The sequence below is a fragment of the Streptomyces sp. NPDC088553 genome (genome assembly GCF_044752965.1).
Lineage (GTDB): Bacteria > Actinomycetota > Actinomycetes > Streptomycetales > Streptomycetaceae > Streptomyces.
On sequence record NZ_JBIVMG010000012.1, the window covers coordinates 145,199 to 170,442 of the forward strand.

Annotated in this window: 19 protein-coding genes; 5 read left to right on the forward strand and 14 right to left on the reverse strand. The window is 71.7% G+C overall.

Annotated elements, in window-relative coordinates:
• Nucleotide 1: 1 nt before the first annotated feature.
• From ACIP8Z_RS32915 to uvrC, 7 genes are all read right to left on the reverse strand, one after another.
• Complete coding sequence (locus ACIP8Z_RS32915) at nucleotides 2–1,213, reverse strand: phosphoglycerate kinase (protein WP_402089945.1); 1,212 nt, start codon at nucleotides 1,211–1,213, stop codon at nucleotides 2–4.
• A 104-nt stretch (nucleotides 1,214–1,317) separates the two neighbouring features.
• Nucleotides 1,318–2,328 (reverse strand): type I glyceraldehyde-3-phosphate dehydrogenase, encoded by a 1,011-nt coding sequence (gene gap / locus ACIP8Z_RS32920; protein WP_389027406.1) that lies wholly within the window; start codon nucleotides 2,326–2,328, stop codon nucleotides 1,318–1,320.
• 218 nt (nucleotides 2,329–2,546) lie between these two features.
• Nucleotides 2,547–5,498, reverse strand: a complete 2,952-nt coding sequence (locus tag ACIP8Z_RS32925; protein WP_402089947.1) for a M14 family zinc carboxypeptidase — start codon at nucleotides 5,496–5,498, stop codon at nucleotides 2,547–2,549.
• A gap of 163 nt (nucleotides 5,499–5,661) precedes the next feature.
• On the reverse strand, nucleotides 5,662–6,651 hold the full coding sequence (gene whiA / locus ACIP8Z_RS32930; protein WP_148004599.1) for a DNA-binding protein WhiA: 990 nt from the start codon (nucleotides 6,649–6,651) through the stop codon (nucleotides 5,662–5,664).
• Nucleotides 6,642–7,667 carry a uridine diphosphate-N-acetylglucosamine-binding protein YvcK gene (yvcK, locus tag ACIP8Z_RS32935; RefSeq protein WP_318207181.1) on the reverse strand — a complete coding sequence of 342 codons (1,026 nt, stop codon included), beginning with the start codon at nucleotides 7,665–7,667 and terminating at the stop codon, nucleotides 6,642–6,644. The genes whiA and yvcK overlap by 10 nt, the downstream gene beginning before the upstream one ends.
• Nucleotides 7,664–8,659 carry an RNase adapter RapZ gene (gene rapZ / locus ACIP8Z_RS32940; protein ID WP_319308439.1) on the reverse strand — a complete coding sequence of 332 codons (996 nt, stop codon included), beginning with the start codon at nucleotides 8,657–8,659 and terminating at the stop codon, nucleotides 7,664–7,666. The genes yvcK and rapZ overlap by 4 nt, the downstream gene beginning before the upstream one ends.
• Nucleotides 8,656–10,659 carry an excinuclease ABC subunit UvrC gene (gene uvrC / locus ACIP8Z_RS32945; protein WP_402089950.1) on the reverse strand — a complete coding sequence of 668 codons (2,004 nt, stop codon included), beginning with the start codon at nucleotides 10,657–10,659 and terminating at the stop codon, nucleotides 8,656–8,658. The genes rapZ and uvrC overlap by 4 nt, the downstream gene beginning before the upstream one ends.
• Nucleotides 10,660–10,717: 58 nt before the next feature.
• Between uvrC and ACIP8Z_RS32950 the strand changes: the two genes are divergently transcribed.
• Nucleotides 10,718–11,470, forward strand: a complete 753-nt coding sequence (locus tag ACIP8Z_RS32950) for an SDR family NAD(P)-dependent oxidoreductase (RefSeq protein ID WP_402089952.1) — start codon at nucleotides 10,718–10,720, stop codon at nucleotides 11,468–11,470.
• A gap of 333 nt (nucleotides 11,471–11,803) precedes the next feature.
• On the opposite strand, the gene ACIP8Z_RS32955 is transcribed toward ACIP8Z_RS32950, so the two are convergent.
• Nucleotides 11,804–12,580, reverse strand: a complete 777-nt coding sequence (locus tag ACIP8Z_RS32955) for a hypothetical protein (protein WP_402089954.1) — start codon at nucleotides 12,578–12,580, stop codon at nucleotides 11,804–11,806.
• A gap of 5 nt (nucleotides 12,581–12,585) precedes the next feature.
• Nucleotides 12,586–13,173, reverse strand: a complete 588-nt coding sequence (locus ACIP8Z_RS32960) for a papain-like cysteine protease family protein (RefSeq protein WP_209494193.1) — start codon at nucleotides 13,171–13,173, stop codon at nucleotides 12,586–12,588.
• Nucleotides 13,174–13,403: 230 nt separating this feature from the next.
• On the opposite strand from ACIP8Z_RS32960, the gene ACIP8Z_RS32965 reads away from it, so the two are divergent.
• The gene (locus ACIP8Z_RS32965) at nucleotides 13,404–14,333 is read left to right on the forward strand and encodes a hypothetical protein (protein WP_383868283.1); all 930 of its coding nucleotides are present in this window, start codon (nucleotides 13,404–13,406) and stop codon (nucleotides 14,331–14,333) included.
• An 86-nt stretch (nucleotides 14,334–14,419) separates the two neighbouring features.
• Here the strand turns inward: ACIP8Z_RS32965 and ACIP8Z_RS32970 are convergent, their stop codons facing one another.
• Nucleotides 14,420–14,857: a Rieske (2Fe-2S) protein gene (locus ACIP8Z_RS32970; protein ID WP_402089956.1), complete on the reverse strand. Its 438-nt coding sequence runs from the start codon at nucleotides 14,855–14,857 to the stop codon at nucleotides 14,420–14,422.
• A gap of 136 nt (nucleotides 14,858–14,993) precedes the next feature.
• The gene (uvrA, locus tag ACIP8Z_RS32975) at nucleotides 14,994–18,068 is read right to left on the reverse strand and encodes an excinuclease ABC subunit UvrA (protein ID WP_402089958.1); all 3,075 of its coding nucleotides are present in this window, start codon (nucleotides 18,066–18,068) and stop codon (nucleotides 14,994–14,996) included.
• A 211-nt stretch (nucleotides 18,069–18,279) separates the two neighbouring features.
• On the opposite strand from uvrA, the gene ACIP8Z_RS32980 reads away from it, so the two are divergent.
• The 3 genes from ACIP8Z_RS32980 to ACIP8Z_RS32990 all read left to right on the forward strand — a co-directional run bounded on the left by ACIP8Z_RS32980 (nucleotide 18,280) and on the right by ACIP8Z_RS32990 (nucleotide 21,136).
• Nucleotides 18,280–18,963, forward strand: coding sequence for a maleylpyruvate isomerase family mycothiol-dependent enzyme (locus ACIP8Z_RS32980; RefSeq protein ID WP_402089960.1), 684 nt, complete (start codon nucleotides 18,280–18,282; stop codon nucleotides 18,961–18,963).
• A gap of 44 nt (nucleotides 18,964–19,007) precedes the next feature.
• Nucleotides 19,008–19,664 (forward strand): MBL fold metallo-hydrolase, encoded by a 657-nt coding sequence (locus ACIP8Z_RS32985; protein ID WP_402089962.1) that lies wholly within the window; start codon nucleotides 19,008–19,010, stop codon nucleotides 19,662–19,664.
• 170 nt (nucleotides 19,665–19,834) lie between these two features.
• A complete protein-coding gene (locus ACIP8Z_RS32990; protein WP_402089964.1) occupies nucleotides 19,835–21,136 on the forward strand; it encodes an MFS transporter in 1,302 nt (433 codons plus the stop codon).
• Nucleotides 21,137–21,212: 76 nt separating this feature from the next.
• Here ACIP8Z_RS32990 and ACIP8Z_RS32995 read toward each other — a convergent pair whose 3' ends face one another.
• From ACIP8Z_RS32995 to ACIP8Z_RS33005, 3 genes are all read right to left on the reverse strand, one after another.
• Nucleotides 21,213–22,229: a TerC family protein gene (locus ACIP8Z_RS32995; protein WP_402089966.1), complete on the reverse strand. Its 1,017-nt coding sequence runs from the start codon at nucleotides 22,227–22,229 to the stop codon at nucleotides 21,213–21,215.
• A gap of 258 nt (nucleotides 22,230–22,487) precedes the next feature.
• A complete protein-coding gene (locus ACIP8Z_RS33000) occupies nucleotides 22,488–24,431 on the reverse strand; it encodes a TerD family protein (protein WP_402089968.1) in 1,944 nt (647 codons plus the stop codon).
• A gap of 172 nt (nucleotides 24,432–24,603) precedes the next feature.
• Nucleotides 24,604–25,182, reverse strand: a complete 579-nt coding sequence (locus ACIP8Z_RS33005; protein ID WP_030325289.1) for a TerD family protein — start codon at nucleotides 25,180–25,182, stop codon at nucleotides 24,604–24,606.
• Nucleotides 25,183–25,244: the final 62 nt, after the last annotated feature.

The following is a 25,244-nucleotide window of genomic DNA, read 5'->3' on the forward strand; positions in this document are numbered from 1 at the left end:
GTCAGTCCTCCAGTGCGGCGAGGCCGGGAAGCGTCTTGCCCTCGAGGTATTCGAGGGAGGCGCCGCCGCCGGTCGAAATGTGGCCGAATGCCTTCTCGTCGAAGCCCAGGATGCGGACGGCGGCGGCGGAGTCGCCACCACCGACGACCGTGAAGGCCGGGGAGTCGACGAGCGCCTGGGCGACGGCCTTGGTGCCCTCGGCGTAGTCGGGGTGCTCGAAGACGCCCATCGGACCGTTCCAGAAGACGGTGCCGGCGTCGGCGAGCTTCGAGGCGTAGAGCTTACGGGTCTCCGGACCGATGTCCAGGCCCTCCTCGTCCGCCGGGATGGCGTCCGCGGCGACCGTGGTCGGGTTGGCCGGAGCCTTGGTCTTCAGGTCCGGGAACTCGGACGAGACCAGGACGTCGACGGGGAGGACGAACTCCACCCCGCGCTCCTTGGCGCGCTTCAGGTAGTCCAGGACCGCCGGGATCTGGTCCTCCTGGAGCAGCGAGATGCCGACCTCGTGGCCCTGGGCCTTGAGGAAGGTGTACGCCATGCCGCCGCCGATGAGGATGCGGTCGGCCTTCTCCAGGAGGTGGTCGATCACGCCGAGCTTGTCGGAGACCTTGGCACCGCCGAGCGCGACCACGTAGGGCCGCCGGACGTCGTCCGTGAGCTTCCTCAGGACGCCGACCTCGGTGGCGATGAGGTAGCCCGCGGCGTGCGGCAGGCGCGCCGGGAGGTCGAAGACCGAGGCGTGCTTGCGGTGCACGGCGCCGAAGCCGTCGCCGACGTAGACGTCGGCGAGGGCGGCGAGCTGGTCCGCGAACGCGCCGCGCTCGGCGTCGTCCTTGGAGGTCTCGCCGGCGTTGAAGCGGAGGTTCTCGATCACGGCGACCCCGCCGTCGGCGAGGCCCGCGACGGTGGCGGTGGCGGACTCGCCGACCGTGTCCGTCGCGAAGGCCACCTCGGCGCCGAGGAGCTCGCCGAGCCGCGCCGCGGCCGGGGCGAGCGAGAACGCCGGGTCCGGGGCGCCCTTCGGGCGGCCCAGGTGCGAGGCGACCACGACGCGGGCACCCGCGTCGGCGAGCGCCTTGACCGTGGGCACGACGGCGCGGATGCGGCCGTCGTCGGTGATGGTGGTGCCGTCGAGCGGCACGTTGAGATCGGCGCGGACGAACACCCGCTTGCCGGAGACGCCTTCGGCGAGAAGCTCGTCGATCGTCTTCATCTGTCACAGACTCCTTGGTACGCGGTGGAGCACACAAACAGGGCTCGCACAGCGCGGCGTTGCGCTGCCCGAGCCCTGCTCACATCGAAAGCCTGCCCTGAAGTCTAGAGCTGGCCGCCGACGAAGACGGTGAGGTCGACGAGACGGTTGGAGTAGCCCCACTCGTTGTCGTACCAGCCCAGGATCTTGACCGTGCTGCCTTCCTGGACCATGGTCAGGGAGGCGTCGAAGGTGCAGGACGCCGGGTCGCCCACGATGTCCGAGGACACGATCTGGTCCTCGGTGTAGTACAGGATGCCCTTGAGGTCGCCGTCGTCGGCGGCCTTCTTGAACGCGGCGTTGACCTCGTCCTTGGTGACCTCGCGGTCGAGCGTCACGACCAGGTCGGTCGCGGAACCGGTCGGGACCGGGACGCGCATGGCGATGCCGTCGAGCTTGCCCTTGAGCTGCGGGAGGACCAGGGCGGTGGCCTTGGCGGCGCCCGTCGTGGTCGGGATGATGTTCTCCGCGGCGGCGCGGGCGCGGCGCAGGTCCTTGTGCGGGAAGTCCAGGATGCGCTGGTCGTTCGTGTACGCGTGGACCGTGGTCATCAGGCCCTTGACGATGCCGAAGTTCTCGTCGAGAACCTTCGCCATCGGCGCGACACAGTTGGTGGTGCAGGACGCGTTCGAGATGACGTTGTGCTGCGCCGGGTCGTACTTGTCCTGGTTGACGCCCATCACGATGGTGATGTCCTCGTCGGTGGCCGGAGCCGAGATGAGGACCTTCTTGGCGCCGCCGGCGATGTGCTTCTCGGCGTCGGCCTTCTTGGTGAAGATGCCGGTCGACTCGATGACGATGTCGACGCCGAGCTCGCCCCAGGGGATGTCGGCCGGGTTGCGCTCGGAGAGCACCTTGATGGTGCGGCCGTCGACGGTGATGGTGTCGGCGGTGTGGGTCACCTCGGCCTTGAGGCGGCCCAGGATGGTGTCGTACTTCAGCAGGTGTGCCGTGGTCGCGGTGTCACCCAGGTCGTTGACAGCCACGATCTCGATGTCAGCACCCTGCTCAAGGAGCGCGCGGAAGTAGTTCCGGCCGATGCGGCCAAAGCCGTTGATGCCTACGCGGATCGTCACGAACCGATCTCCTCGTTAGGTACGCCGGTGTGCTCGACGCCGGCGAGATTTTTGTTTTTTGGGATGTCCCCGACCGCTTACGACCCTACCCCCACAGGACCCCCGTAGTGACATCGTGCGCATCCGTACGAGCCCGGAAAGTGAGGGAGAACGGCCGACGGCCCGTACCTACCAACGGGTACGGGCCGTCGTGGGACCTTTGTCCCCACTACTCTCCGTCAGCGGCGGAGGACCCCGAGGGCGCGGCCGACGAGCCGGGCCCGCTCGCTCGCGCCGGGCACCTGCTCCAGGCCGTAGCCGAGGAGGACGGTGTCACGCGTGGTGACCGCGGCCTGGGAGTGGAAGAGCGCCGCGGAGCGTGCCCAGTCGGAGCCGTTGCCGGGGCTGCCGGCGGGCGCGCCCGGTACGGTCCACGCGCCGAGGGCGGTCTCGAAGCCCTCCGCCTCGGTGGTGGTCCCGGTGACGAGGCGGGTGTCGTCGACGAAGGCGCCCATCTCTCCCGTGCCGGGGTCGGAGATGTAGGAGATCGAGAGCTCGACCTGCTTGCCGGCCCAGGCGCTCAGGTCGACGGAGGCCTGCCGCCATCCGTTGGAGGGGCCGGTGAAGGCGTTCCAGGAGCCGGTGGTGCCGGTGGTGGCGCAGCCGTCCTCGCCGACGGTGAGGTAGTGGGCGAGGAAGGGGTGGCCGCGGACGTAGTAGCCCTCTCCGCAGTCGGCGGGGGCCTCGGTGGAGGTGCCGCCGTTGCGGTCGGGCAGGGTGGTCCAGTCGTCCTGGCCGACGGTGTGGGCCTCGACGACGAGGTTGTCGTAGCCGGGCTCGGTGTCGTAGCTGACCTGGAAGTCCAGGCGCGGTGCCACCGCGGCGGGGACGCCGGTGAGGTCGACGGTCCTGCTGAGCCGGGCCCAGGTGTCGTCGGCGTGCTTGACGGCCGCGAAGGTCGCGCCCTCGGCGGGCTCGAAGGGCATCCGGATGCCCGGGTAGGAGCCGGCGGAGGCGCTGCTCGCGAACTGCGGGAACTCCTTCGGCTTCAGGGTGTCCGAGGTGACGGTGTACGCGCCCGCGTTGTCCAGCGGGTTGTCGGCGGAGGCGCCGAGGCCCGCGCCGATGCCCTTGAACGCGCCGCTGCCGGCGAAGGCGGGCGGGTTCTTGAGGCCGGCCCGGTGGTAGGCGCCGAGGTAGTACTGGGCGAAGTCGTTGGTCTCGGCCAGGCCGACCTGGGTGAGTCCGCCGGACTTCTCGCCGGTGTTGATCAGCTTGCCGCCCTCGTTGAGGTAGGCGCGGACGGCGAGCTGGGTGGCTCCGGAGGGCCGCTCGGCGCCGGTGTACCAGACGACGGTACGGAAGTGGGAGAGCACGCCGAGCGCGTCCGGGGTGCCCTGGGTGGCGACGTCCCAGACGACGGCCTTGCGGCCGTTGTCGGCGAGCGCCCTCACATAGGCGGCGGTGTGCTTCGCGGCGGTGGTGCCGCCCTCGTCGGCGAGGACGAGGACGTCGCCGCGGGGCCGCTCGGCCACCGTGTAGGTGAAGGGGGCGGAGGCGGTGGCCCGGCCCTCCCGGGTGCGGGCGGTGAACCAGACCTCGACGGAGTCGCCGGGCCGCGCGTCCTCGACCTCGGCGCGGTACTCGTCGAAGTAGAGGTTGTCCTCGCCACCGTAGGTCTCGCCGCCCTTCCAGGCGTCGAGCTCCTCGCTGTGGGTGCGGCCGCCGTTGATCCGGTACTTCAGGGTCTTGCCGCGCAGCGACTTGCGCGCGGTGACCGCGACCTCCTGCTCCTCGCCGCGGGCGTAGGAGGTGGTGAAGGTCTTCGGCGTGAAGTCGGGGGCGTCGATGCCGACCGGGGAGACGGGCCGGTCCGGGTGGGCGGCGGTCTCGGCGACGGCGAGCGCGAAGGGGACGTTCTTGGCGAACTCGGCCTGGATCAGCTTCTCGTCGTCCGGGAAGGTGAAGACGGAGGCGCAGTCGGCCGGGTTCCAGGCGTCGTTCGGGTCGACCCGGGAGGCGGTGGCACAGGTCGACATCTCGGGGGTGAACATCTGCATGCCGTTGACGTTGGCGGCGTGTCCGTCCGCCTCGCCGTTGGTGATGTACAGCTCCGAGGAGACCTGCGGCCGGTAGCCGGGCACGGCGGAGTTCTGCGGCGTGCCGGCGAGGGCCTTGAGGGCCACGTCGTCGGGGGTGTCGGTGGCGACCTGCCAGCCCACGCCGTACAGCAGGAGCTGGGCGGCCGAGTGGTAGTTGATGCCGTACGTGAAGCCGATGCGCTTCTGGAAGGCGTCGAGGGCCTTGGTCTCGGGCTCCGACATGGGGCCCTTGCCGCGGAAGGTCTCGTCGGCCGGGTCGGGCGAGGAGCCCTCGTTGTCGTAGCCCCACTTGTAGGCGAAGTTGCGGTTCAGGTCGACGCCGTCGCCGGAGGTGATCCGGCCGTCGCCGTCGTTGTCGCGGAGGTTCTTGCGCCACTGCCGGTTGGCGGGGTCGGCGTGCGTGTGGTCGTAGCCGTCCGGGTTGGCGGAGAGCACGAACCACAGCTCGGTGGAGTCGACGATCCGGGTGATCCGCTCGTCCTTGCCGTACCCGTCGAGGTAGTGGTGCATCAGCCGCCGGGTCATCTCGGGGGTGATCCACTCGCGCGCGTGCTGGTTGGACATGTAGAGCATGGCGGGCTTGGAGCCGTCCTTGACCCGCGGGGCGCCCTTGCTGATCTTGAGGGCGAGGATGTCCTGGCCCTTGAGGGTCTTGCCGATGGAGACGACCTTGGTGATGCCGGGGTTCGCCCGGGAGGTGTCCAGGATCTCCTGCTTGAGGCCGTTCGGGCCTCCGTACGGGCGGAAGACACCGTCACCCGCGGCGGCCACCCGCTTCTCGGCGGAGTCGGTCAGGTTGTGCTCGGCGAGTTCGACGCCCTGGCCGCGCAGCTGCCCGGCCTGCCGGCCGGTGAGGAAGAGCTCGACCGTCGCGGAGCCCTTCGCGGGCACCCGCTCGGTCAGTTCATGGGCGTCGGCGCCGGCTTCCAGGAGCAGCGGAACCTGCTCCTTGGTGACCTCGGCGCGCCATACGGAGAGGCCGTCACCGCCGTCCCGGTCGTTCGGCTGCGCTCCGGCGACGGGTGCCGCCGCCACGCCCGCGATCAGCAGTGAAGCCGCGGCGAGGATCGATCTCGCTCTGCGTCTCATGAGCCCCCCTTGCTGTTGTCTGTCACGAAGGTGAACAGACGCCAGGCTCATGGGCGCCCATGGGCCTGTCAAGGGTGCCTCGCGGGCGGACGAAAAAGCTGCCGGTGCCTCAGAAAGGCACCGGCAGCCCGGAGTTCGGAATTCCGTACGACGGGGGATCCGGTCAGCCGACCAGGCTGTCGTCCAGCTCCTCGGACAGATTGGACTCGGTCCCGGGAATGCCCAGGTCCTGCGCCCGCTTGTCGGCCATCGCGAGCAGCCGGCGGATCCGGCCGGCCACCGCGTCCTTCGTCAGCGGCGGGTCGGCGAGCGCGCCCAGCTCCTCCAGGGAGGCCTGCTTGTGCTCCATGCGGAGCCGGCCGGCCGCCGCGAGGTGCTCGGGCACCTCCTCGCCGAGGATCTCCAGGGCGCGCTGCACCCGGGCCCCGGCGGCGACCGCCGCGCGGGCCGAGCGGCGCAGGTTCGCGTCGTCGAAGTTGGCCAGGCGGTTGGCGGTGGCGCGCACCTCGCGCCGCATCCGCCGCTCCTCCCAGGCGAGCACCGACTCGTGCGCGCCGAGCCGGGTCAGCAGCGCGCCGATCGCGTCGCCGTCGCGGACGACGACCCGGTCCACTCCCCGTACCTCACGGGCCTTCGCCGCGATGGAGAGCCGGCGCGCCGCGCCGACCAGGGCGAGCGCCGCCTCCGGACCCGGGCAGGTCACCTCCAGGGAGGAGGACCGGCCGGGCTCGGTCAGCGAACCGTGCGCGAGGAACGCGCCCCGCCAGGCAGCCTCCGCGTCACAGGTCGCCCCGGAGACCACCTGCGGGGGGAGACCCCGGATGGGGCGGCCCCGGCCGTCCACGAGACCCGTCTGCCGGGCCAGCTGGTCGCCTCCGGCCACCACCCGCACCACGAAGCGCGAGCCGCGCCGCAGCCCGCCGGGGGCCATCACGATCAGTTCCGAGCTGTGCCCGAAGATCTCCAGGATGTCCCGCTTGAGCCGGCGCGCCGCCATCGCGGTGTCCAGCTCCGCCTCGATCACGATGCGGCCGCTCACCAGGTGCAGCCCGCCCGCGAACCGCAGGATCGACGAGACCTCTGCCTTCCTGCAGCAGGTCCGGGTGACGGGAAGCCGGGAGATCTCGTCCTTCACCGCTGCCGTCATCGCCATGGGCCGATCCTTCCATGCATCCGAAAAATACGGTCGTACGCGGCGGCCAACAGCTCCGGGTCATGCTTCGCGGAGCCGTCGGGCCCGGCCACCGGCGCCAGCTCGACCGCGGCACCGAGCCGCTTGGCGGCATCGGCGAGGGACTCGCGGTCGGGCACGGCGGCCTCGTCGGCCAGCACCACGTCCAGGGCGAGTTTAGGGGCGTGTCGTCCCAAAACCTCCAAATGACGCTGCGGGGAGAAGCCCTCGGTTTCTCCGGGCTGCGGCGCGAGGTTCAGCGAGAGCACCTTCCGGGCCTTCGTCTCGGCCAGCGCGTCGAGCAGCTCGGGCACGAGCAGGTGCGGGATCACCGAGGAGAACCAGGAGCCGGGACCGAGCACCACCCAGTCCGCGTCCAGGACCGCCTCGACCGCCTCGGGCACCGCCGGCGGGTCGTTCGGCACGAGGTGCACGGACTGCACCTCACCCGGCGTGAGCGCCACCGTCGCCTGCCCGCACACGGTGTCCACGTCGTCCGGACGCTCCGGGTCGTGGCCCCTGACCAGGGCCTGGAGCTCCAGGGGTACGGCGGACATGGGCAGCACCCGGCCCTGGGCGCCGAGCAGCCGGCCGACCAGGTCGAGGGCCTGCACGGGGTCGCCGAGCTGTTCCCAGAGGGCGACGATCAGCAGATTGCCGACGGCGTGGCCGTTGATCTCGCCCTTGGACTGGAAGCGGTGCTGGATGACCCGGGCCCAGGTCTGGCCCCAGTCGTCGTCGCCGCAGAGCGCGGCGAGCGCCTTGCGGAGGTCGCCCGGGGGCAGCACGCCCAGCTCCTCCCGGAGCCGGCCGCTGGAACCACCGTCGTCGGCGACGGTGACGACGGCGGTGAGGTCGCCGGTGATCCGGCGGAGGGCGGCGAGGGACGCGGAGAGGCCCATCCCGCCGCCCAGCGCGACCACCTTCGGCTGGGCGCCGCGCCTGCGGAGCGTACGCCGCACCGAGAGGGTGGAGGCACGTCGACGGTACGGCTTCACTCGCGCCCCATGTCCCGGTGCACGACGACGGTCTCGACCCCTTCGGCGGCGATCCGCGCGGCGAGCCGCTCGGCGGTGGCCACGGAGCGGTGCTTGCCGCCCGTGCAGCCCACGGCGATGGTCACGTACCGCTTGCCCTCGCGGCGGTAGCCCGCGGCGATCAGCTGGAGCAGCTCGGTGTAGCGGTCGAGGAACTCCTTGGCGCCGGGCTGGTTGTAGACGTAGTTCGACACCTCCTCGTTGAGGCCGGTGAAGGGACGCAGCTCGGGGACCCAGTGCGGGTTCGGCAGGAAGCGCATGTCGACGACGAGGTCGGCGTCGACCGGCAGGCCGTACTTGAACCCGAAGGACATGACGGTGGCCCGCAGCTCGGGCTCCTCGTCGCCGGCGAACTGGGCGTCCATCTTGGCGCGCAGCTCGTGGACGTTGAGGCTGGAGGTGTCGATCACCAGGTCGGCGTCGCCGCGCAGCTCGCGCAGCAGGTCGCGCTCGGCGGCGATGCCGTCGGTGATCCGGCCGTCGCCCTGGAGCGGGTGCGGCCTGCGGACCGACTCGAAGCGCCGGACCAGGGCGTCGTCGGACGACTCCAGGAAGACGATCCGGCGGGTCACCTGCTTGGCGTCCAGGTCGGCGAGGGACTCCCTGAGGTTGTCGAAGAACTGCCGGCCGCGGACGTCCACGACGACGGCGATCCGGGCGACGTTGCCCTGGGAGCGGGCGCCGAGCTCCACCATGGTGGGGATCAGCGCGGGCGGCAGGTTGTCCACGACGAACCAGCCGAGGTCCTCCAGACACTTCGCCGCGGTGGACCGGCCGGCTCCTGACATGCCGGAGATGATCACCAGCTCGGGAATGGCCGCCTCGGCGCCGTTGTCGCCGGGGGTCTCCTTCGTGCCCGTACTCACGTGTCCTGCTCCGTCTTCTCGGTCGTGCTGGTCTTGCGGTTCGTTCCGGTCCTGCGGTTCGTTCCGGTCCTGCTCGTGCGCGGTCATGCCGTGCCGCCCCCGTCGTCTTCCATGATCTCTCCTGTCGCCGTGTTCACGGCGGGTGCGGCCGGGGCCGCCTGTGCGAGGGCCACGACGACCGCCTCCGCGGTCTTCCGGCCCATGCCGGGGACCTCGCAGATCTGCTCGATTGTCGCCTGCCGGAGCCGCTTCACCGAGCCGAAATGCTTGATCAACGCCTGTTTCCGGGTGTCGCCGAGGCCGGGCACCGCGTCGAGAGGGCTGGTCCGAATACGTTTCGCACGCTTGGACCGCTGGTAGCGGATGGCGAAGTCGTGAGCCGTGTCACGTACCCGCTGAAGGAGATACAGGCCCTCGCTGGAGCGGGGCAGCACCACCGGGTCGTCGTCGCCGGGCAGCCACACCTCCTCAAGCCGCTTGGCGAGCCCGCACACCGCGATGTCGGAGATCCCGAGCTCGTCGAGGGCGCGGCGGGCCGCGGCGACCTGCGGCTGCCCGCCGTCGACCACGACGAGCTGCGGCGGGTACGCGAACCGCTTGGGCCGCCCCGCCTCGTCCGGGTCCTCGACGACGCCCTCGGGGTCCCACTCGCCCGTCTTCTCCTTCTCCAGGAGATAGCGGCGGAAGCGCCGGCTGATCACCTCGTGCATGGACCGGACGTCGTCCTGCCCCTCGCCGTGCCAGACCTGTGTGTCTCCGACACGGCCCTTGATCTGGAAGCGGCGGTACTCGCTCTTGCGGGGCAGCCCGTCCTCGAACACCACCATCGAGGCCACCACGTCGTCGCCCTGGAGGTGCGAGATGTCGAAGCACTCGATCCGCAGCGGCGCCGAGTCCAGGTCAAGGGCCTCGGCGATCTCCTCCAGGGCCCGGGAGCGGGTGGTCAGGTCGCTGGCGCGCTTCGTCTTGTGCAGGACGAGCGCCTGCTGGGCGTTGCGCGCGACGGTCTCCATCAGGTCCTTCTTGTCGCCGCGCTGCGGGATCCGCAGCGAGACGTTGGACCCGCGGCGGCCCGACAGCCAGGCGGTGACGGCCCCGGTGTCCTCGGGCAGCGCGGGGACCAGGACCTCCTTGGGCACCGCGTCCCCGCTCTCCTCGCCGTACAGCTGCTGGATCGCGTGCTCGACGAGCCCGGCCGTGTCGACGGCCTCGACCTTGTCGGTGACCCAGCCGCGCTGGCCGCGGACGCGTCCGCCGCGCACGTGGAAGATCTGCACGGCGGCCTCCAGCTCGTCCTCCGCGAGCGCGATCAGGTCGGCGTCGGTGGCGTCGGCGAGCACGACCGCGCTCTTCTCCATGGCCCGGCGCAGCGCCTCTATGTCGTCACGGAGCCGGGCGGCCTTCTCGTACTCCATGTCCTCGGCCGCGAGCATCATCTGCTTCTCGAGACGGCGGATGTACGTACCCGTACGGCCGGCCATGAAGTCGCTGAACTCCTCGGCCAGTTCGCGGTGCTCCTCCGGGGTGACCCGGCCGACGCAGGGGGCCGAGCACTTGCCGATGTACCCGAGGAGACAGGGGCGGCCGGCCGACGCGGCGTTGCGGAAGACGCCCGCGGAGCAGGTGCGCACCGGGAAGACCCGCAGCATCAGGTCGACGGTCTCGCGGATCGCCCACGCGTGCGCGTACGGCCCGAAGTAGCGCACGCCCTTCTTCTTGTGGCCGCGCAGGACCTGGACGCGCGGGAACTCCTCGTTCATCGTCACGGCGAGGTACGGGTAGCTCTTGTCGTCCCGGTACTTGACGTTGAACCGGGGGTCGTACTCCTTGATCCAGGAGTACTCCAGCTGGAGCGCCTCGACCTCGGTCGACACGACGGTCCACTCCACGGACGCCGCGGTGGTCACCATGGTGGCCGTCCGCGGGTGCAGGCTCGTGATCGGCTGGAAGTAGTTGGCCAGCCGCTGCCGGAGGGACTTCGCCTTCCCCACGTAGATCACCCGGCGGTGCTCGTCGCGGAACTTGTAGACCCCCGGGGAGTCGGGGATCTGACCCGGCTTGGGGCGGTAGCTGGAGGGGTCTGCCATGCTCCCCACCCTACTGGCGGGCACCGACACTCCGGCCTCCCGCGCTCGTTGGCGATACATGGCGAATCAGGTGGCGGGACGGCTGGCGGACCGGGTCTGCGTGATCACGGGTGCGGCGAGCGGAATCGGACGGGCGACGGCGGAACGCTTCCTCCGGGAGGGCGCGCGGGTGATCGCCGCCGACCTCGACGGGGACCGGCTGGCGACGCTGGAGGGGGTGGTCCCGGTGACCGGGGACGTGTCCCGGGAGGAGGACGCCCGACGCATGATCGCCACGGCGGTGGACCGCTTCGGACGGCTGGACGTCCTGGTGGCGAACGCGGGCGTGATCCCGCTGCTCTCCGTCACGGAGGCGGAGGGCTCGGACTTCGACCGGGTGATGGCGGTGGACGGCCGCGGCATGTTCCTGACCTGCAAGTACGCGATCGAGGCGATGCTCGTCACGGGCGGCGGGTCCATCGTCTGCACGTCGTCGATCTCGGGCGTCGCCGGCCAGGCCCGGCAGGCGGTCTACGGCCCGGCGAAGTTCGTCGCCACCGGCCTGACCAAGCACCTGGCGGTGGAGTGGGCGGAACACGGGATCCGGGTGAACGCGGTGGCCCCGGGCACGATCGAGACGGAGCGGGTGGCGGCGGCGCGGGTGGAACCGGGCGGGCCGGAGTACCTGGCGGAGGTGGCGCGCGGCCACCCGATGGGCCGCTTCGGGACGCCGGAGGAGGTGGCGTCGGCGATCGTGTTCCTGGCGTCGGAGGAGGCGTCCTTCATCACGGGCGCGATCCTCCCGGTGGACGGCGGCTACTTGGCCCGCTGAGCCCGCGCCCGACTGCGGCCCCGCTTGCGCGCGCCGCCCGCCCCGCGCCCGACTGTCGCCCCGCGCCCGCGCGGACCCGCACCGTGCCGCCGGTGCGGGCTGCGCCGCGCCACCCGCCCCGTGTGGGCGGGCGGGCGTGGGCACCGCCCGGCGGGACGGTGGCCCGCAACGCACCAGGGTGGGTACCGCCCCGGCGGGACGGTGGCCCGCAACGCACCAGGGTGGGGACCGCCCCGGCGGAACGGTGGCCCGCAACGGGCGAGGGTGGGGACCGCCCCGCCTGGACGGGGACCGCCCCGGCGGGGCCTGCGCCCCGGACCGGGGCGGAGAGGGTCAGGGCTCCCGGGTGGTGGCTCGGCGGCGCCGGATCGCCGCCGCCGAGATCAGCAGCAGCGCCAGCCCGGCCCCGGCCCCCGCCGTAGCCGACGCGACCGTCACCGCCGGGCCCCCGGAGCCCTCCGCAACCGGCGCGGCCGCCCGCGGCCCGCCATAACCCCCGGCCGTGCCCTTCTTCGCGTAAGCCGAGCCCGGGAGCTTGTCCCCGTACGCGCGGACCACCCGCTCCCGGTAGGCCGCCAGGCTCGTCCCGTTCCGGCCGACCGCCCGCACCGCGTCCTCGTCCAGCGGCAGCACCTTCGCCCCCTTCTGGACGTACCACGCGTCGATCTGCGGCTCGCGGAACACCAGGCCGCCGCCGCCCAGCTCCGCGTACCGGATCTCGTCGTCGCCGGTGGCGATGTTGACGACCTGCCACCCGCCCGCCCGCTCGACCGTCCACAGCGAGGCCTTCTGGCCGTCCGAGGACACGGCCCGGCTGGCCCGGAACTCGACCCGGGCGACGGGCGCCCCCGGCTTCCCGGCGACGAAGTCCGGGGAGAGGATCCGTACCGGCACCGATCCGCCCTCGACGCGCGGCGCGGCCGCCGAGCGGGCGACGGCGCCGTCCCGGGCGAAGAACCGGGACAGGGTGTCCAGGGTCCCCGGCGCGGAGGCTGCCTGTTCGGGGGTGGGTGCGGGCGGCAGGGTCTCGGCCGCGTCCGCCGGAAGCGCGCCGAGCAGGACGAGCGCGGCGGCGGTGAGGAGCCCCGCACCCGTGGCACGTGCGTTCATCGTCGTCACGCCCCTATCCGGTAGAGCGAGTGGGTCCAGGAGAAGGAGTTGTTGTCGACGTACCAGGCGTGCGAGGCCCAGTTGTAGCGGTCGCTGGAGGGCCAGGGATCGCCCCAGTAGACCCAGCTGTTCGCGTCGTCGTAGCCGTAGATCACGTGCATGTGGCCGCCGCCGCTCGACCACTGGATACGGGTCTCGACGGGCCGGTCGGCGTTGATCTCGGTCTGGACGGTGGAGTAGCGCAGCCAGCCGGTCACGTAGGAGCCGGGGTTGATGCCGGCCCAGCTCAGTCCGGTCTGGACGTTGCCGAGGGTGGCCTGGTTGTTGGGGCAGTCGTAGCCCTGCTGACGGTTGAAGGCGGCGTTGCAGAACTGGTTCTGGCTGTAGTTCCGGCCGAACCAGGTGGCGATGGTGTTGCCGCCGGCCGCCCAGCACCAGTTGGTCTTCTGCTGGGCCTGCATGGTGATGTTCAGCCGCTTGGAGCCGAGGGCGGCGACGTCCTCGCCGGCGGGCGCGGCGGACGCCGAGGTGGTGGGGACGAGGAAGAGGGCGGCTGCGGCGAGTGCCGCGAGGTTCAGCTTTCTTCTGCGCATCGCGTTCCTCCCTGGGGCGGGGGGTGTGGGGAGTGGGGGAGCGCGTCCGGACGCTGGTCAGGAGCATCGGCCGTTGTCCGGATCCGGTCAACACGCTTCAATGCGGGGTGACATCGGTCTGTGAACGGTGTGACCCGGGTGTGAACGGACGCCCTCGGCCCACCTGCCCGCCCACCCCACGCGGCGCCACGGTCCGCTCCCCCACCGTGAACGTTCACTGAGGAGTCCTCGTGAGCCACACCGAGGCCGATCTGGTCCAGCTCCTGCACACCGGCCCCTTCCACCTGGCGCTGCGCACCGCGCTGGCCGTCCGCGGGCTGCCGCTCCAGCGGGTCCAGCACCATCTCGCGCACCGGGGCGTCAAGGTCGGGGTGACGAGTCTGAGCTACTGGCAGCAGGGCGCCCGCCGCCCCCAGCGGCCGGAGTCCCTGAAGGCGGTCCGCGCGCTGGAGGAGGTGCTCCAGCTGCCGGGGAACTCGCTGCTTCGGCTGCTCACGGAGGACGCGTCGGCGCGGTCCGAGGTGGAGCGCCCGGCGGCCCGTTCGTACCGCTCGCTCGTGGAGGCGTCCGGCTCCGTGGAGGAGCTTCTCGCGGGCCTGGAGTCGCCGACGGACGGCGGGCTGCACACGGTGGGGCACCACGAGCGGGTACGGATCGGGGCGGGGCGGGAGCTGGTGGGGCGCGAGTCGCAGCAGGTCGTACGGGCGCACCGGGACGGCGTGGACCGCTACCTGGCCATCCACCACGGGGACCCGGGCTGCGACCCGTCACGGGTGACGGTGCGGGCGGCGGAGAACTGCCGGACGGGGCGGGTGCGGTGGGACGCGGGGACGGGGGTGCTGGTCGCGGAGCTGCTCTTCGACACGCGGCTGCGCGCCGGGGACACGTACCTCTTCTCGTACGGCTTCGAGGACGGTACGGCGGGACCGAGCGGGGAGTACGTGCGCGGGTTCAGCTTCGCGGGCGGGCAGTACGTGCTGCAGGTGCGCTTCGACGAGGCGGCGCTGCCGGTGCGGTGCCGGCGGTTCGCGCAGGCGTCGACGGGTGCGCCGCGCGGTGGCCGTGCGGAGCTGACCGTGAGCGGGCGGCACCGCACGGTGCACGTGGTGGAGCAGGGCGTACGTCCGGGGATCCTGGGGATCGACTGGGACTGGACCTGACGGGCGCGGGACCCCTACGGGCGCGGGACCCGACGGGCGCGCGGTTGTCAGGTCCGGGCCTTCGGCGCGCGGACGGAGGACCCGGCTCAGGCCTTGGGCGCGGACTCCGGGCCCGCGATCAGCGTGCCGTTCTCGACCCGGACCGGGACGGCCGGGAGCGGGACGGTGGCCGGGCCCTTGAGCGCCTTGCCGGTCGTCACGTCGAAGCGGCTGCCGTGGCAGGGGCAGTTGCCCTCGTTGTTCTCGATCTTGTCGAGGACGCAGCCGGCGTGGGTGCACTGGGCGCTGAACGCCTTGTACTCGCCCTTGGCCGGGCAGCTCACCACGACCTTCTGCTCGCGGTAGAGCTTGGCGCCGCCGACGGGGATCTCGTCCGGCGCGCCGAGGGCGACCGGGGCGGTCGGGGTCGGGACCCCGGCGTGGCCGAGCTTGGACTCGGTGGAGCAGGCGGCGACTCCCAGCCCGGCGGCACCGGCGAGAGCGGCGCCCTTCAGTACGGTGCGGCGGCTGGACTGGCCGGACATGGGCGCTCCACGGTGGATCGGGGCAAGGCGTGACCGAACCGACGATACCGGCGGTGGTCCGGGCGCCGACGGCCGGGCCCGGGGGTCCGTCCCGGGACGGAGCAGGGCCCCCGAGGAGGGGGCCCTGCCGGGAACGTCAGGCCTTGCGGGCCCGCGTCGTCGCCTTCTTCGCGGCGGCCTTGGTGGCGGTCGCCTTCGTGGCCGTCTTCTTCGCGGCCGTCTTGGTCGCAGCCGCCGTCTTGGTCGCGGCCGTCTTGGTCGCGGCAGCCGTCTTCGTCGCCGCGGCCTTCTTGGCGGGCGCCTTCTTCGCCGCCGTCTTCCTGGTCCCCCGGGCCGCCGGGACGGTCACCCCGGCGTCGCTGACCCGGTCCGCGCCGAGGATCTCGCGGAGGAACTTGCCGGTGTGGCTCGCCGGAACCGAGGCGACCTCCTCCGGCGTGCCCTCGGCGACGACCAGGCCGCCGCCGTTGCCGCCCTCGGGGCCCATGTCGATGAGCCAGTCGGCGGTCTTGATGACATCGAGGTTGTGCTCGATGACGATCACCGAGTTGCCCTTGTCGACCAGACCGGACAGGACCTTGATCAGCTTCGAGATGTCCTCGAAGTGCAGACCGGTGGTCGGCTCGTCCAGGACGTAGACCGTGCGGCCCGTGGAGCGCTTCTGGAGCTCGGAGGCGAGCTTCACGCGCTGCGCCTCGCCGCCCGACAGCGTCGGTGCGGACTGGCCGAGCCGGACGTACCCGAGGCCGACCTCGTTGAGCGTGCGCAGGTGGCGCGCGATGGTCGGGACGGCCTCGAAGAAGTCCAGGGCCTCCTCGATCGGCATGTTCAGGACTTCGGCGATGGACTTGCCCTTGTAGTGGACCTCCAGGGTCTCCCGGTTGTACCGGTCGCCGTGGCAGACCTCGCACGGGACGTAGACGTCCGGGAGGAAGTTCATCTCGATCTTGATCGTGCCGTCGCCGGAGCAGTTCTCGCAGCGGCCGCCCTTGACGTTGAAGGAGAACCGGCCGGGCAGGTAGCCCCGGACCTTGGCCTCCATCGTCTCGGCGAAGAGCTTGCGGACGTGGTCGAAGACGCCGGTGTACGTCGCCGGGTTCGACCGCGGCGTGCGGCCGATCGGGGACTGGTCGACGTGCACGACCTTGTCGACGAGGTCGTCGCCGTCCACGCGCGTGTGCCGGCCGGGCACCGACTTGGCGCCGTTCAGCTCGCGCGCGAGGTGGGTGTAGAGGATGTCGTTGACCAGGGTCGACTTGCCGGAGCCTGAGACGCCGGTGACGGCGGTGAGGACGCCCAGCGGGAAGGACACGTCGATGTCCTGCAGGTTGTTCTCGCGAGCCCCGTGCACGGTGAGCCGGCGGCCGGGGTCGACCGGGCGGCGGATGTCCGGGGTGGGGATCTCCCGGCGGCCGGACAGGTACTGCCCGGTCATCGACTCCTCGTTGCCGAGGAGCTCCTTCAAGGTGCCGGAGTGGACGACCTTGCCGCCGTGCTCACCGGCGCCGGGGCCGATGTCGACGATCCAGTCGGCGACCTTGATGGTGTCCTCGTCGTGCTCGACGACGATGAGCGTGTTGCCCATGTCCCGGAGCCGTACGAGGGTCTCGATGAGCCGGTGGTTGTCGCGCTGGTGCAGGCCGATGGACGGCTCGTCGAGCACGTACAGCACGCCGACCAGGCCGGAGCCGATCTGGGTGGCGAGCCGGATGCGCTGGGCCTCGCCGCCGGAGAGGGTGCCCGCGGCGCGGTTGAGCGAGAGGTAGTCGAGGCCGACGTCGACGAGGAAGCGCAGCCGCTCGTTGACCTCCTTGAGGACCCGCTCGGCGATCTTCTTGTCCCGCGCGTTCAGCGTGAGGCGGGAGAGGAACTCGGCGCAGTCGCTGATCGACATCGCGGAGACCTCGGCGATGGACTTCTCCATCACCGTGACCGCGAGGACGATCGGCTTGAGGCGGGTGCCCTCACAGGTGGGGCACGGCACCTCGCGCATGTAGCCCTCGAAGCGCTCGCGGCTGGAGTCGCTCTCGGCCTCGGTGTGGCGCCGCTTGACGAAGGAGACGGCACCTTCGAAGGCCGGGGTCGTGTACGCCCGCTCCCTGCCGTACCGGTTGCGGTAGCGCACCTCGACCTGGGTCTTGTGGCCGTACATCAGGGCCTTCTTGGCACGCTGCGGCAGTCCCGCGTACGGGATGTCCGTGCGGAAGCCGAGTGCCTGCGAGAGACCGCCGATGAGCCGGCCGAAGTACTCCTTGGTGTGGCCGTGCGACCAGGGGTGGATCGCGCCCTCGTCGAGGGACTTGTCCTCGTCGGGAACGATCAGCTCCGGGTCGACCTCCATGCGGGTGCCGATGCCGGTGCAGTCGGGGCAGGCGCCGAACGGCGAGTTGAAGGAGAAGGAGCGCGGCTCCAGCTCCTCGAAGGACAGGTCGTCGTAGGGGCAGTAGAGGTGCTCCGAGTACATCCGCTCGCGCTCGGGGTCGTCCTCGGCGAGGTCGACGAAGTCGAGCACGACCATGCCGCCGGAGAGTCCGAGCGCGGTCTCGACGGAGTCGGTGAGGCGGCGCTTGGCGCTGTCCTTCACGGTGAGGCGGTCGACGACCACCTCGATCGTGTGCTTCTCCTGCTTCTTCAGCGTCGGCGGTTCGCTCAGCTGTACGGTCACGCCGTCGACGCGGGCACGGCTGTAGCCCTTGGTCTGGAGGTCGGCGAAGAGATCGACGAACTCGCCCTTGCGCTCGCGCACGAGCGGGGAGAGCACCTGGAAGCGGCTGCCCTCGGGGAGTTCGAGGACCCTGTCGACGATGGCCTGCGGCGACTGGCGGGAGATCGGCCGGTGGCACTCGGGACAGTGCGGCTTGCCGATGCGGGCGAAGAGCAGGCGGAGGTAGTCGTAGACCTCGGTGATGGTGCCGACCGTCGAGCGCGGGTTGCGCGAGGTCGACTTCTGGTCGATGGAGACCGCGGGCGACAGACCTTCGATGAAGTCGACGTCCGGCTTGTCCATCTGGCCGAGGAACTGCCGGGCGTACGAGGAGAGCGACTCGACGTAGCGGCGCTGCCCCTCGGCGAAGATCGTGTCGAACGCGAGGGAGGACTTGCCCGATCCCGAGAGCCCGGTGAAGACGATCAGGGAGTCACGCGGGAGGTCGAGCGAGACGTTCTTGAGGTTGTGCTCACGAGCGCCACGGACGATGAGACGGTCGGTCACGCCGGTCCGCACCTTTCTTCAGAGAGCGGATGCTGCAGAGGGATGCCACGGAGAGATGCCGCAGAGAGCTGATGTGCCTGAAACACCCAACGCTTCAAGGATGCCGGATGCTTCCTTCGAGCTTATAGCACGCACATTCGATTTCCGGACTCCCGGAGACCTCTTCACCCGAACGAGTGGTGACACCCCTGCTGGCACTAGGGTCGGCGCCATGATCGACCACGAAAGCGACCTCGCTCACGTCCACGAAGCGACCGAAAGGCTGCTGACGGCGGCCGCCTCCCTGGACAACGCGGCGACCGCCGAGCCGTCACGGCTGCCCGGCTGGACCCGTGGCCATGTGCTCGCCCACGTCGCCCGGAACGCCGACGCCCTGGTGAACGTCCTCCGGGGCCTCCCCATGTACCCCGACGCCGCGACCCGCGACGCCGACATCGAGCGCGACTCCGGCCGCCCCCTCGACGTCCAGCTCGCCGACCTGCGCGAGACCGCCGACCGCTTCCGGGCCGTGGGCGCCGAGCCCGCCGACTGGAGCCGGACGGTCGAGCTCCGCAACGGCGTCCTGGACAGCGCCTCCCGGATCCCCTTCCGCCGCTGGGTGGAGGTCGACCTGCACCACGTCGACCTGGGCATCGGCTACGAGCTGGAGGACCTGCCCGAGGAGTTCGTGCACCGCGAGATCGACTTCCTCGCCGACCGCTTCGCCGGCCTGGACACCGTGCCGGCGACGACCCTCCGGGCCGACGGCGGCCGGACGTGGAGGACCGGCGGCACGACGGGCGGCGTCGCCGTCACGGGCAGCCCCGTCGAGATCCTCGGCTGGCTCGCCGGGCGCCGCGACGGCGCAGCCCTGGGGACCGAGGGCGGCCCCCTGCCGAAGCTCCCCCCGTTGTAGCGCTCGCGGCCCCTTCCGCCGGTGGGCGGGACTAGTCTGAGCGCATGACGTACAGCGGAGTGGTGAAGGTCGGCGGAGCGGCGGACGTGCACGAGCTGACGGACCTGATGATCTCGAAGGTCGCGGTCGGCCCGATGGACAACAACGCGTACCTGCTGCGCTGCCGGGCCACCGGCGAGCAGCTGCTGATCGACGCGGCCAACGACGCGGACACCCTCCTCACGCTGATCGGTGACGACGGCATCACGTCCGTCGTCACCACCCACCGGCACGGGGACCACTGGCAGGCGCTCGCCGAGGTGGTGGCCGCGACCGGCGCCGTGACGTACGCGGGCGCGTACGACGCGGAGGGCATCCCGGTGGCGACCGACGTGCCCGTCGAGGACGGCGACACGATCCGGGTGGGGCGGGTCGAGCTGACCGCGCGCCGCCTGGTCGGGCACACCCCGGGCTCGATCGCCCTCGTCTACGACGACCCGCACGGCCACCCGCACGTCTTCACCGGCGACTGCCTCTTCCCCGGCGGGGTGGGCAACACCTGGAAGGACCCGGAGGCCTTCGCGAGCCTGATCCACGACGTGGAGACCAAGCTCTTCGCGGTCCTCCCGGACGAGTCCTGGATCTACCCGGGCCACGGCAAGGACACCACGCTCGGTGACGAGCGCCCCTCGCTCACGGTGTGGCGCGAGCGCGGCTGGTAGCCCCTCGGGGGAGCCTTCGGAGACGGAGAGCGCGCGGCTGAGCAGCCACGCGCTCCCGCACGCCCCCGTAACCCGGATGGCGGCGGGGTAGTTGGCGCGACATGCGCCTCAGTAACGCTCCGTCGCCACCCCCTCCCCCGGTTCCGCCCGTCCCGACCGCCGCACCCTCGATGGGCAGGCTCGCCGCCGCCTCGCTCGTCGGCACCGCCATCGAGTTCTTCGACTTCTTCGTCTACGGGACCGCCGCCGCCCTCGTCCTGGGGCCGCTCTTCTTCCCGACCTTCTCCCCGCTCGCCGGGACACTGGCCGCCTTCGGCACCTTCGCCGTCGGCTTCGTGTCCCGGCCGCTCGGCTCGGTCCTCTTCGGCCACGTCGGCGACCGGTACGGACGGCGCCCGGTCCTCTTCGCCTCGCTGCTCATGACCGGCTGCGCCACGGTCGCGGTCGGCTGCGTCCCCACGTACGGCGCGATCGGCATCACCGCGCCCGTGCTGCTGCTCGTCCTGCGCTTCCTCCAGGGTCTGGGCCTCGGCGGCGAGTGGGGCGGGGCCGTCCTGCTCACCGCCGAGCACGCCCCCGAGAACCGGCGCGCGCTCTGGTCGAGCTTCCCGCAGATCGGCCCGTCGATCGGCTTCCTGCTGGCGAACGGGGTGATGCTGGCGCTCTCGGCCGGCCTGAGCGACGCGGAGTTCCGCTCCTGGGGCTGGCGGGTGCCGTTCTGGGCGGCGGGCGTGCTCGCGGCGGTCGGGCTGCTGCTGCGCTCCTCGCTCGCGGAGACCCCTCAGTTCGAGAAGCTGTCCGCGGCCGGGCGGACCGCGGGCGCCCCGCTGGCCGAGGTCGCCCGTGACCACTGGCGGCTCGTGCTGCTGACCGCCGGGGCGCTCGCCATCGGCTACGCCACCTTCTACACGGTCTCGACCTGGGCGCTGGCCTACGGCACCGAGCGGCTCGGGGTGAGCGGCACGGTGATGCTGAGCTGTGTCATGGCGGCGGTCGCGATCAAGGGTGCGGTCACGCCGTTCGTCGCGATCCTCGCCGACCGCTGGGGCCGTCGGCCGCTGTGCCTGGCGGGGTGCGCGGCCTCCGCTCTGTGGATGTTCCCGATGGTGGCCCTGCTGCACACGGCGCGCCCGTTCCTGATGTTCCTCGGGTTCCTGGGTGCGCTGCTCGCCTTCATCACGATGTTCGCGGTGGTGGCCGCGTACCTCCCGGAGCTGTACGAGCCCCGCGTCCGCTGCACCGGTGCCGCCGTCGGCTACAACCTCGCCGGCGTCCTGGGCGGCGCCCTCACCCCGATCGTCGCCACCACGCTCTCCGACGGGGGCTCCGGCCCGCCCTGGGGCGTCGCGGCCTATCTGACCGTGGTCGCCCTCGTCAGCCTCGGCTGTTTCGCGCTCCTCCCCGAGACCCTGCCGGCCAAGGTGAAGGCCGAGGCCGGGCATCGGGCGGAGCCCGAGCCCGCCTCCGCCTGAGGGCGGAGAGACGGCGACGGCCGGCCGGGGACTCCCCGGCCGGCCGTCGCCGTCCTCATGCCCGGTGTCGGGCGGGTCAGGCGCCGACGCTGTCCTTCTTGGCACCGTCGATGCCGTCGGCGTCGGTCACGCCCTCGGCCGCGGCCCGCTCCGCCTGCCGCTTCGAGGCGATCAGGCTGGTGATCGTGGTGATGACCAGGACACCGCCGATGAAGGCGAGCGAGAACGGGATGCTGATCTCCGGGACGTGCACCCCGGACTCGTGCAGGGCGTGCAGCACGAGCTTGACGCCGATGAAGCCGAGGATCACCGACAGGCCGTAGCTCAGGTGGACCAGCTTCTTCAGCAGGCCGCCGATCAGGAAGTACAGCTGTCGCAGACCCATGAGGGCGAAGGCGTTGGCCGTGAAGACGATGTACGGGTCCTGGGTGAGGCCGAAGATCGCCGGGATGGAGTCGAGGGCGAAGAGGATGTCGGTGGTGCCGATGGCCAGCATGACGACCATCAGCGGGGTCATGATCCGCTTGCCGTTGTTCCGGATGAAGAGCTTGGTGCCGTGGTAGCGGTCGGCGACGCCGAACCTCTTCTCGGCCATCTTGAGAAGGCGGTTCTCCTCCCAGTCCTCCTCGTCCTCGTCCGCGCGCGCCTCCTGGATGAGCTTCCAGGCGGTGTAGATCAGGAACGCGCCGAAGATGTAGAAGACCCAGGAGAAGCTCGCGATGATCGCGGCGCCCGCGGCGATGAAGATCGTGCGGAGCACCAGGGCGATCACCACACCCACGAGCAGCACGCGCTGCTGGAGGTGCGAGGGGACCGCGAACTTCGCCATGATCAGGACGAAGACGAAGAGGTTGTCGACACTGAGCGACTTCTCGGTGATGTAGCCGGCGAAGAACTCTCCGGACGCCTGGCTGTTGCCGAAGAACAGCAGGCCGAGACCGAAGAGTCCGGCCAGCACGACCCAGACGATCGTCCAGATTCCGGCTTCCTTGACCGACACGTCATGGGGCTTGCGCCCGATGAAGAAGTCGGCAGCGATCAGGGCGGCGAGACCGAGAATGGTCACTACCCACAGGGTGGTTGAAACGTCCACTGCGCCTCCGGCGTCGTACGGCTACTGATCAGCGTCGTCGCTGCCGGAGGTCTCTTCCACCCGGGCGACGAGCGGTCGCCACCGGGCCGACGCCCCGGGATCGGATCATGGATGATCCGTCCGTATTGACGGGTACGCCGCGCATGGGGAGTACTCCCCTCCGCACGAAGAAGACTACCCGAAAACCCAAGAGAAGGTAAAGGGAAGGGTAAAGGGCCACCAAGAGGCCAGGTCAGAGCTGTCGGGCCGTCAGGACTCTCAGGGCCGCTTTCCGTGGCGGGCCGCCGCCACCTGTCCCAGGACCTGACGGAGCACCCCGCTGCCCGGCGGGAGCATCGGCGGCTCGTACGACCAGGCGTGGCCGACCCACGGATCGGCGAGGTGGTCGTCGGGGACGGGGGTGAGCCGGAGCAGCGAGCGCCACAGCGGGTCGAGCAGCGGCCCGTACGCGGACGCGTCCTCCCGGTCCGCCACCATCAGCAGATGGACGCCGACCGACGGGCCCTCGTCGGCGAGGTACCGGAGGCGGGTGACCGCCCGGTCGTCGAAGCCGTGCGGGAAGTCGTGCACGAGCAGCAGCTGCCGGGCCGCGTCCAGACCCGGCGGCAGGGCGTCGGAGGCTCCCGCCCGCACCGCCATCTGCAGCAGGTCGACCCGCTCGGTCAGCTGCTCCAGGACCGCCGAGACCCCGGCCGCGCCCCGGGCCGGCGGGGCCGCGAGGACGCCCGTCTCCACGAGGGGCGCGAGCGCGGCCGTGCCCGCACCGGCGGGGTCGACGACATGGAGGGTGAACGCGCCCGCCGGGTGCGCCGCGAGCAGCCGGGCCGCGTGCGCGACCGCGCAGTCCAGGGCCAGCCGGCGCAGCTCGACCTCGTCGAGGAGACCGGCGGCCTCGGAGTGCCCCCGGCCGCTGTCCACCCAGAGCCCCCGCTCCAGCGGCAGCCGGACGAGCATGGGGATCCGCAGATCCGTCCGCTCGGGGAGGTGGAGGTCGCCGAGACGGACGGCCATCGGCTCCTCGGCCGGGACGCGATAGGCCTGCCAGACGGGGTTCTCCCAGCGGGCGAAGGCGACGGGCAGAGCGGGCTCGACGACCTCGGACTCGGCCACGAGCTGGGCGAGGTCCCGGTCCAGGACCTCCTGCGCCCGCGCCACCAGCTCGTCGTGCCGGGCGCGGGCGGCGGCCCGCGCGGCGTCGTTGGCGCCGTCGGCGCGGGCACGGTAGTCGGAGAGCGTCTGGTCGAGCTCCCGGTCGAGCCGGTTCTCGGCGAACTCGCAGGCGCTGCGGTAGGCGGCGGCGGTCCGTGCCAGGTCCTCGAACATGCCCCACACCTGGTTGTACAGGCGCTCGTCCATGGACCAGCCCGCCGCGTCACCGGCGACCGGCGTGGGCGGGCCCTGCCGGGGGTCGGACTCGGGCGCGGCTGCGGGGCCGGGTGCCGGGGCTCCCTGGCGGCGGGGGTGCGCGTAGTTGACCGGACCACCGCTCGTCGCCGGGGTGGGCGTGTCCGTGCCGGTGCCCGACGGCGGTGTCGGCGGCGGGCTCGCCGGGCCGGCCGGAGCGGTCGGGGCCGGGTCCGTCACCGGTGCCGTGTGGCGTACGCGCTCCGCCTCGGGAACGTGCTGGGCCGGAGCGGCGACCGGGGCGGGCCCCGGCGCGACGGTCTCCAGGATCGTCGCGGCCAGATCGGCGGGGCGCTCCAGACCCTGGTCGCCGAGGAGGGCGGCGAGCCCGCCCTCGTACCCCTGGCCCACGGCGCGGACCTTCCAGGCACCCTGGCGGCGGTACAGCTCCAGGGCGACGACGGCGGACTCGCTGTCGAGTCCGGTGATCGTGAAGGTGGCGATCTCGGCGCCGTCGGCGCCGGCGACGGCGACGAACGGGGCGGCCACCGTCCCGAAGCGGGCGGCTCCCCCGGCGCGCGGCCCGGGCAGCGCGAGGAGCACCGAGACCCGGTGGACGGCGCCGGCGACGGCGTCCAGATCCACGGCGAGGCGGTGGTCGGCGGCGGCCTGTCCGGGGACGTCGACCCCGGGCAGGGAGGGCGCTCCGGGGTGGGCGATCCACTCCACGCCGGGGACCCTGCCCTGCTCGTCGCCGAGGGTGGCGCCGGCGAGGACAGGGTGACCGGCCGACACCCGGATCTCCAGTCGGGTGTCGGGCAGGGGGTGGTTCTGCCCCCGGACCAGCTCGGCCGTCATCGACTCTGTCCCCTCGGGTGTGCGGCGTTCTCTGCGTTCTCGGTGTTCTGGGCGTTCTTGGCGTTCTCGGCGTCGTGGCGTTCTCGGCGCGACGGCAGGTGCGGTTCATGCGGGACAGCTCCCGGGGGCCTGCTGCCTCCGGGAGCTGTGGGTGGGTGCCGTGCGGTCCTGTCTACAGGTGCGGCAGGATCGCCGGCATCAGGTCCTGGAAGGTGCGGCCGTTGGCCGGGTTGCCCAGGGCGGTCATCTGCCAGCCGGAGCCGACCCGGTGCACCTTCGCCATGATCTGCGCGGTGTAGTTGCCGCCGCCGTCGAGGGTGTAGCGCGCGAGCTCCTGGCCGTTCGTCTCGTCGACGATGCGGCAGAACGCGTTCTGCACCTCCTGGAACGTCTGGCCGGTGAAGGAGTTCACCGTGAAGACGATCTGGTCGATGTGGACCGGGACCCGCTGGAGGTCGACGAGGATCGCCTCGTCGTCCCCGCCCTGGCCCGCGCCGCCGACCAGGTTGTCGCCGGTGTGCTTGACCGAGCCGTCGTCGCTGACCAGGTGACGGAAGAAGACCACGTCGACCGGCTGCTTGTCAGCGAAGAGGACGGCCGAGGCGTCCAGGTCGATCTCCTGGGTGCGCTTGCCGAAGAGGCCGCGGCGCGGCGCGGCCTGCCAGCCGAGGCCCATCCGCACCTGGCTGAGGCTGCCCCCACCCTGCTTCTCCAGGCTGATGGCCTGACCCTTGGTCATGTTGACCGACACGCGTTTGCCCCTCTCGTTAGCGTTCCCCGCGCCCGCTGTTCCGGTGCGTGCGGTTGTCGAGC